The organism is Veillonellaceae bacterium, assembly GCA_012523975.1.
In the GTDB taxonomy this organism is placed as follows: Bacteria; Bacillota; Negativicutes; order JAAYSF01; family JAAYSF01; genus JAAYSF01.
In genome coordinates, this window is sequence record JAAYSF010000093.1 from 1 (window position 1) to 8594 (window position 8594).

General features: G+C 47.9%; 8 protein-coding genes and 1 riboswitch. All 8 genes read right to left on the reverse strand.

The features are described 5' to 3' along the window. The coding region (gene lpdA / locus GX348_12080) for a dihydrolipoyl dehydrogenase (GenBank protein NLP42895.1) at positions 1–1325 on the reverse strand (1325 nt) is incomplete at its 3' end. 22 nt (positions 1326–1347) lie between these two features. Continuing rightward, complete coding sequence (locus GX348_12085; protein NLP42896.1) at positions 1348–2175, reverse strand: lipoate--protein ligase family protein; 828 nt, start codon at positions 2173–2175, stop codon at positions 1348–1350. Next, positions 2153–3151 carry a radical SAM protein gene (locus tag GX348_12090; GenBank protein NLP42897.1) on the reverse strand — a complete coding sequence of 333 codons (999 nt, stop codon included), beginning with the start codon at positions 3149–3151 and terminating at the stop codon, positions 2153–2155. The genes GX348_12085 and GX348_12090 overlap by 23 nt, the downstream gene beginning before the upstream one ends. Continuing rightward, complete coding sequence (locus tag GX348_12095; protein ID NLP42898.1) at positions 3148–3975, reverse strand: radical SAM protein; 828 nt, start codon at positions 3973–3975, stop codon at positions 3148–3150. The genes GX348_12090 and GX348_12095 overlap by 4 nt, the downstream gene beginning before the upstream one ends. Beyond that, the gene (locus GX348_12100) at positions 3963–5414 is read right to left on the reverse strand and encodes an aminomethyl-transferring glycine dehydrogenase subunit GcvPB (protein ID NLP42899.1); all 1452 of its coding nucleotides are present in this window, start codon (positions 5412–5414) and stop codon (positions 3963–3965) included. The genes GX348_12095 and GX348_12100 overlap by 13 nt, the downstream gene beginning before the upstream one ends. Continuing rightward, on the reverse strand, positions 5411–6757 hold the full coding sequence (locus GX348_12105; protein ID NLP42900.1) for an aminomethyl-transferring glycine dehydrogenase subunit GcvPA: 1347 nt from the start codon (positions 6755–6757) through the stop codon (positions 5411–5413). The genes GX348_12100 and GX348_12105 overlap by 4 nt, the downstream gene beginning before the upstream one ends. Beyond that, positions 6758–7150 carry a glycine cleavage system protein GcvH gene (gene gcvH / locus GX348_12110; protein NLP42901.1) on the reverse strand — a complete coding sequence of 131 codons (393 nt, stop codon included), beginning with the start codon at positions 7148–7150 and terminating at the stop codon, positions 6758–6760. Positions 7151–7152: 2 nt separating this feature from the next. Continuing rightward, positions 7153–8253 carry a glycine cleavage system aminomethyltransferase GcvT gene (gene gcvT, locus GX348_12115; GenBank protein ID NLP42902.1) on the reverse strand — a complete coding sequence of 367 codons (1101 nt, stop codon included), beginning with the start codon at positions 8251–8253 and terminating at the stop codon, positions 7153–7155. A gap of 177 nt (positions 8254–8430) precedes the next feature. Next, a riboswitch (glycine riboswitch) is annotated at positions 8431–8516 on the reverse strand. Positions 8517–8594: the final 78 nt, after the last annotated feature.

The window sequence follows — 8594 nt, forward strand, 5'->3', positions numbered from 1 at the left end:
CTGGGGTGCGGATGAATGGTATGGGCAATATCTTGTGCAGTCAACCCCTTGCGGATAGCGAGTGTGCCTTCCATAATCAAATCGCTGGCGTGCGGCCCCATAATATGCATACCAAGTACCTTGCCTGTAACCGCATCGGCCACGATTTTGACTAAACCATCAGTTTCTCCCATTGCTACCGCTTTGCCATTAGCTGCAAAGTTAAAGCGGCTCAGTTTAACCTCACGCCGCTCGGCTTTGGCCACCTGCTCAGTCAGTCCGACCATGGCAATTTCAGGCGTAGTAAATATACAACTCGGTATAACGCCATAGTCCATGTTGGAAGACCTTCCCATCGCGTTTTCAGCCGCGACCATGCCGGCCGCTGATGCTGCATGAGCAAGCATGCTTCGGCCGGTAACATCGCCAATGGCATAAATCCCTTTGACATTGGTCTCCATTTTGTCATTTACAGCTATACCTGAACGATCATAATTGACACCGGCTACTTCCAATCCCAGCCCTTCGCTAGCCGGACGCCGCCCTGCGGCCACCAGCACCTTTTCTGCGGTCAGCTCTTGGAGACCTTTGCCAGTATCGATTTTTACCAGAGCATTATCGCCAGTATCTTCAATGGCGGTGACTTTTGCTCCGGCAATAGTTTTTATCCCAGATTTGCGCAAAACCAGTCCCATACGTTTGACTATGTCAAGATCAACGCTGGGCAGTATTGTAGGAAACATTTCAACAACAGTTACCTGTGACCCAAAGGCATTCATGATAGCGGCAAATTCAATACCGACTGCTCCGGCTCCAATTACTACTAAGCTTTCTGGTACTTCGGAAAGCTCTAGCATATCATCACTGGTAATAACCGCAGGCAAATCAATGCCTGGTATCGGAATGGAGGCCGGGGCGGAACCGGAAGCGATAATTATTTTGTTTGCCGTAAAGCAAAGCTCCTGTCCGTCCTGTTTTTTTACAACAATACTGCTAGGCCCCGTAAGTTTAGCACTACCATATACAGCTTCAATACCATTGCTTTTTACCAGCTGCTCAATCCCGCCACGTAATTGAGCCACTACATTGCTCTTTCTCGCCATTACAGCACTAAAATCAAAGCTAATATCATCGGCTTTTAAGCCAAACTCGGTTAGATGTTTAAGACCTTCCCATTTCTCAGCGCTCTTCAGCAATGTTTTAGTGGGAATACAACCCCGATTAAGACATACCCCGCCCAGTTTATCTTTTTCGACTAATAGAACGGTACCGCCGAGCTGCGCCGCCCGGATAGCTGCTACGTAACCACCGGGACCGCCGCCGATTACTGCTACATCATACCTCATTTTGTCCTCCTGTCATCATGGATTAACGCATTAGATTCCAGCTATCCTGACTATACTTGGTTGCAATAAGTTCATTTGCTGCCGCCACTTCACTGCTTGTAAGCTCACCGCTGATAACATCTATTCCTAATGCCGGGCCAAAGGAACTAGACATAGCTAGGTATGTTTCTTCCCAATCTACATCGCGGCCCATGATTTCTGATACCGATATCACCCGGTCGGCAAGCACTTTTTGCAGCGAATTTCTTTTTTCCGCTGACGGTAGGTTGAGTAAAGACACAAGTATCGCTGGCTCAAAGGTCAGCAATATTGAACCATGCTGCATTATTACTCCGTCCTTACGCACTTGCGCGCTACCGATAAGTTTTCGCCCGGCAAAAGTGATCTCATAATGAGAAGACGCATCAAAACAGGCTGCTGATGCATGTCGGCGTTTGCTTTGGCTATAAGCTTCACGCGGCATGCTCATTTGAGCTTTTACACCCATCTTTTGCAGCCCAGCAATAAGACCTTGGCTGAAGTAGCGGTAAGATGCTGTTATCGTAGGCGGTATCAAAGGATCATTCTCTGATATCACCAGACTGTACGTTAATTCCATATCATGTAAAACCGCTCGTCCGCCGGTTAAGCGTCTTACCAAATCAATCCCGTTAGCGCGGCAGGCTGCTATATCAATTTCGGCGTCCGCCGACTGAAAATAGCCCAGGCTAACAGCCGCTGGATGCCACCCGTAAAACCGCAGGGTAGGCGGTACTTCTCCGGCAGCATGAGCCTTTAAAATAGCCTCATCAACCGCCATGTTTTGTGCCGCTGTACCGACGCCGCTATTAACAAGCCGCCATTTTGTCATTATCTTTTACCTCTATGCCTGAAGCTATTATCCCACATTCTTCTACCGCCTGGCTAACTTCCGGCTGCGTCAGCGGGCGAGGATAATTATACATAATACCGCCTGGCCGTTCATTATAGTACGGACGGTTACAATCTTCGCAGCCGCTGGTTTCAAAAGCCTTTCCGTCAGCAAGCATAGCAAGAAGTTTCTCTACCGGCAAGCCAAAATCAGCGATTTGTCCCTCCCGGTATTTAAAGTTTTTATGGTCTATTCCTTTTTTAATAAGATGAAAAGCAATTTGAATCCTACGATAATGCTCGATTGCCGGAGGCTTCTTATCCGCCCAGGCAGTGCCTTTTAGCGGTGTAAAAGCGAATAATCCCACGTTGATATCCCGCGCAATACAATTGGCGATTGTTGAAACCATTTCTTTTTCTGTTTCGCCCAGCCCGACGATAAGATGAGTACTGATTCGCCCGGGCAGTGCCTTAGCACATTCCAGCAATAATGACCAACGCCGTTCCCAGGAGTCATGTTTTACCTCCCGGAAAATTTCCGGAACGGCCGCATCAAGTGCGATGGAAACCCGATCAGCCCCGCAAGCAAGCATCTCTCTAGCCTGTTCAACCGACTCAATGTTGCTTGATATGCAGACCGGAATAGCGCTTTTAGCGGTAATGGCTTGTAGCGCAGCAAAACTCGTCTGCCTGCTGTCACTGTTTTTGACTACCTGAAGACATACTCTTTTAAGTCTACCGGTCCGATAAGCGGCTGATATTCCCGCCACCGCTTCATCACTCGGTATATCTGGCCAGGTTACCCGGGATAACATGTCGGAGCGGGTCGTGCTCCCCTGTGATTGTGCACAGAAACTGCAGTTATTCCGGCATTTTTCACCAAGCATAATGTATGCGGTTGTGGGCGGCACTTCAAGCTTCATTTGTTTTTTCCCAATAACGGCGGCAGTGCCGGCCGATAATTTCCAAATACTCATAGCACACAGCACTCCTCTCCGCGCGTAATAGTAAGCCCGAGGCGTTCTGCCAGCCGTACTGCGGCTGGAGCAGGGTTTACAACGGTGTTTATGCCTATTCGCACCGACCATTTGTCGATTTCCTCCCGGTACCGACCGCCAGGCCGCATACAGCCAAGGTGCAGAGGAATATTTGGGAATTTCAGTCTTGCGTCACTCAAAAGTTGAGCTGATTCCTCGATGCGCGGCGGCTTACGATCAGCAAATCGCGTGCCGCGGGTCGGCATAAAGATAATAAAAGTTAGGGATTCAACCCCCAACTCACGCAATAGTTCCATTGCTTTATACTCTCCCCGTAGTTCGCCGCCTGCTAAACCAATACAGATATGGGGCATAACCCGAACCTTGCGGGCAAGGGCCTTATAGCATTCTACATAGTCTTCCACTGTACGTCCATTACCCAACACTTCTTTAATTGTTTTGTCATCGCCGACAAAATCAAAGGAAACGCAATCGGCGATCATCGCTAAATCATTGATTTCTTCCTCTGTTACTAAGCCAACATGCATGTTGAACCGCCGCTTTTGCTTTAGTTCAGCAAGCCTATTGATACTTCCCTTTAATGGAACGCCGCCATCCAGGCGGCAGCCACCACTCACTAGCCAGCTGGCGCTGTCATCAGCGCCAGTGACTTCGGCCAGCGGTGTCATATGCTTAAGGTAGTGCCCGCCGCAATGGGCACAATTAAGTTCGCATTTAGTTCCCGTCACGCTCACCGGTTTTGTCTTAAGCGGATAAGCAAAGCGAATAGCATCCGGAAGTGGAAGCCGGTTTAAGCTTTCCATTTTACAACCGGTTTACGCGCTGCTGCTGCTTCATCTAGGCGGCCTACCACCGTAGTCTGGGGCGCATTTGTGATAAGAGCGGCATCTTCCTTGGCCTCTTGGGCAATTTTGCGCATAACGCCGATAAAGCTATCTAGCGTTTCTTTGCTTTCGGTCTCGGTAGGCTCAATCATTAGCGCTTCCTCAACAATAAGCGGGAAATAGATTGTCGGTGGATGATAACCATAGTCTAACAGCCGTTTGGCAATATCCAGCGTCCGTACCCCGGCAGACTTTTGATTCTTAGAAGTTAGAATGCATTCATGCATGCAGAATCGATCAAAGGGAGCATAAAAGTCATCCTTCAACTGACTTAATACATAGTTTGCATTTAATACGGCATCTTGGCTGGATTGCTTGAGTCCGTCGGGACCTAAGGCGCGGATATAAGCGTACGCCCGGACAACAACCCCAAAATTGCCGTAGAAAGAATGAACTTTACCAATGGACAACGGCCGGTCTTCATCCAAATGAAATTTATCGTCTTGTTTTACAATTACCGGTGCAGGCAGGAACGGTATAAGTGCTTTTTTTACTCCAATCGGCCCAGCGCCTGGACCGCCGCCGCCATGAGGCGTGCTGAATGTTTTATGCAGGTTGAAATGAACAACGTCAAAACCCATATCACCCGGACGGGTAATCCCCATAATAGCATTGGCATTCGCGCCATCGTAATAGAGAAGACCGCCGGCATCATGAACAATCTTAGCAATCTCTTTTATATTAGTTTCAAACATGCCCAGTGTGCTGGGATTTGTCAGCATCAAAGCAGCAGTATCCGGTCCGACTGCGGCCCGTAGGGCCTCGAGATCAACTGATCCGTCAGGGTTGGATTTGATTTCGACCGTGCTTAAGCCGCAGACAACCGCGCTTGCCGGGTTTGTTCCATGAGCTGAATCCGGCACAATAACCTTAGTCCGGTTCTCACCCCTGTGCCGGTGATAAGCCCGAATCAGTTTAAGGCCGGTCAGCTCGCCGTGAGCCCCGGCTACCGGTTGCATACTGACGGCATCCATACCGGCGATCTCGGCTAAATACTGTTCCATATTATAAAGGAGTTCCAACGCACCTTGCACCGTAGTTTCATCCTGTAACGGATGTACTAAGGCAAACCCAGGATAGCGGCACACATCTTCATTGATTTTAGGATTGTACTTCATAGTGCAGGAACCTAATGGATAAAACCCTGAATCTACGCCAAAGTTTCGCTGCGACAGTCCGGTGTAATGGCGAATTAAATCCTGCTGGCTGACTTCCGGCAAGGCGGCCGGCGTTTTTCGCAAGAATTCGGCAGGAACCAAACTAGCGGCTTCTTGCTCGGGTACATCGCACTGCGGAAGATCAATGGCGCGGCGTCCAGATTTACTTATTTCAAATATTAGCTTATATGGTTTTCTCATAATATCGCCCCCAGTCTGGCTGCCAACCGGTCAATCTCTTCCCTTGTCCGATTCTCTGTTACACAGACGAGCATGCAGTTATTAAGGTCCGGATAGTATTTGCCTAAATCTAACCCGCCGATAATTTTATCGGCAAGCAGGGCTTGATTAACTTCAGCTACCGGCTTACTCAAGCGCACGACAAACTCTTTAAAGAATGGAGCTTTAAAGACTGCTTCACAGCCATTTAAGCCCGTCAATTGTTTATAGGCATAATGAGCTTTATTCAGTGAAAGGGAGGCTACTTTCTGAAAGCCCTCCTTGCCTACTGTGCCTAAATATACGGCTGCGGCAAGCGCGCATAACGCCTCATTGGAGCAAATGTTCGACGTGGCCTTTTCTCTCCGGATATGCTGTTCCCGGGCTTGTAAAGTTAGAACAAAGCCCCGGGTTCCGTCATGATCAACCGTTTGGCCGATAATTCTGCCTGGCATTTTCCGCATCAGTTTTTCAGTTGCAGCAAAAAAGCCTAGGTACGGGCCGCCAAATGACATAGGAATGCCCAGACTTTGCCCCTCACCAATTACAATGTCCGCGCCGAGAAGGCCTGGCGCCTCCAATAAGCCGAGCGAAATTGGATCAACTGCGACAATCAGCAGCGCGCCCTGCGCATGAGTTAATTCGGCAAGGGCTTTCACATCTTCAATTGAACCAAAAAAGTTTGGCGTCTGAATTATCAATGCCGCGGCGCTTTTTGTTAATTTAGCTTTTACTTGGTCCAGATCAAGTTGGCTATCTTTATAACCTAGCTCAACTACACTGTAATCCCGGTCCATTGCATAAGTTCTTAGAACTGTCCGATAGTTAGGATGGACAGAGCTTGCCACTAAAATTTCGCGCCTGCCAGTAACACCCGCAGCCATCATCGCCGCTTCTGCTGCTGCCGTTCCACCATCATATAGCGAAGCATTAGCAACAGCCATCCCGGTAAGCTCGGCAATCATACTCTGGTATTCCCATAGTGCCTGGAGATAACCTTGGGAAATTTCCGGCTGATATTGCGTATAGGCAGTGTAAAACTCAGAGCGGCGCAGTATATGATCGACTACGCTAGGGAGGTAGTGGTCGTACGCTCCCGCCCCAAGGAAATATGTATACTCAGCAGCATTAACATTAGCTTCGGCCAAGGCGGCGATATGGCTCGCGAGTTCAGGCTCTGACAAAGCCGCTGGGATATTTAACGAATGATCCATACGAAGCTCGGCCGGAATATCATTAAAAAGTTCCTCTACAGACTTTACACCAATGCCGTCAAGCATGGCCTTCCGGTCTTCCTCGGTATGTGGAAGATAGCTCCAAGCCATTTAGTGATCTCCTTCCTCAGCTATCAGTTTTTCATATTCATCACTGCTCAAAAGTTTATCGAGATCATTACTATCGGAAATATCAACTACCGCTATCCAACCATCGCCATAGGGGTCTTGGTTTACCATTTCAGGTGAGTCGGCAAGAGCTTCATTTATTTGAACAACTTGGCCCGATACCGGCGAATAAACATCGGATACGGCTTTAACAGATTCTACAACCGAAAAACCGCTGTCCACAGTAATTTGAGCGCCAACTTCAGGAAGTTCTACGAACACAACGTCACCAAGCTGAATTTGAGCATAATCGGTAATACCAATGGTTACCCGGTTGCCGTCAACTTTAACCCACTCATGGTCTTTTGAATACTTAAGCTCTTTCGGAATGTTCATTGTCATTTCCCCTCTCGTTTGTAAAATGGTTTAGCAATTACTTCAGCGGCAATATATTTGCCGCGAATTTCAATGTCAAAATGCTGACCTACTTTACTATACTCAGTTTCTACCAAAGCTAAGCCAAGATTTTTATCCAGACTAGGAGCATAAGAACCGGTAGTTACCTTACCTATCCGGCGTCCTTCATATACTACCGAATAGTCAGCGCGCGGTATCCCTCGGCCTGTCATAACAAAACCGACAATTTTACGTGCAGGTCCCACTGTTTTTTGCTGCACCAGCACATCGCTGCCATTATAGTCTCCCTTATTTATTGCTACAAACTTGCCAATTCCGGCCTCCACCGGAGTAATATCGGCAGATAATTCGTGACCATAAAGCGGCAGCGCGGCTTCGAACCTAAGTGTATCCCGGCAGCCTAGCCCTGCGGGCATAAGACCAAGCGGTCGACCTGCTTCCATCAGCGCCTCCCACAGATATTCTGCATCTTGCGGTTGACAGTAGATTTCGAAACCATCTTCGCCGGTATAGCCAGTCCGCGAAATCATGACAGATTTCCCGGCAACTGTTATCTGCGGCATAAACCAATAGAAGCGAAGTTCGCCAAGCGGCGCATCTGTTAATTTACTCAGGATCGTTTCGGCCAACGGCCCTTGCAAAGCCAATAGAGCAGTTTCATCCGAAAGGTTTATCAATTCAATATTAAATCCAACGCTGTTTTCTTGCATCCAATTCCAGTCTTTATCAATATTAGCCGCGTTTATAACTAAAAAATATTCCTCATTGCTCCGTTTATAAATCAACAAATCATCGACCGTGCCGCCATTGGAATAACACATCGGAGTGTACTGAATCTGAGTGTCCGCTATTTTTGATACGTCATTTGCTACTAATCTCTGCAGATAGGCCAATGCATCAGGTCCTTTAACCAACACCTCACCCATATGGGAAACATCAAATAACCCGGCCTTTTGCCGAACCGCCTGATGTTCCTCAATAATACCCGAATACTGAACCGGAAGCAGCCACCCCCCAAATTCTACCATCTTGCCTCCGTACTTAACATGCGTGTCATACAGCGGCGTTTGCCTCGCCGTCATACAAATCATCTCCTTTGTAATATTATCCCCGTTAAACTCTCTTTTTTACTTACTACTGGTTAAAATAAAACAGAGACAAAGAGGCATAGTAGCCTCTTTGTCTCTGTCCGTTGTACCTGAGAGATTTGCCCAAGGCTCCCCGTCGGTGACATCTAATAGACGTGCTCTCCAGAGTTCAGTCCGGTTACAGTCCTTTTGCCTGAAAGTTTAACAAAGAGCTTACTCCTTCGGCGCCGCTTAGCGGTCTCTCCCATAACCTTCATCCCAATATATTGTTAGATAGTACAATTTTAGCAAGGAGCTTTGTATGTGTCAAGCAATTAGAATGAACATTCTTGCTA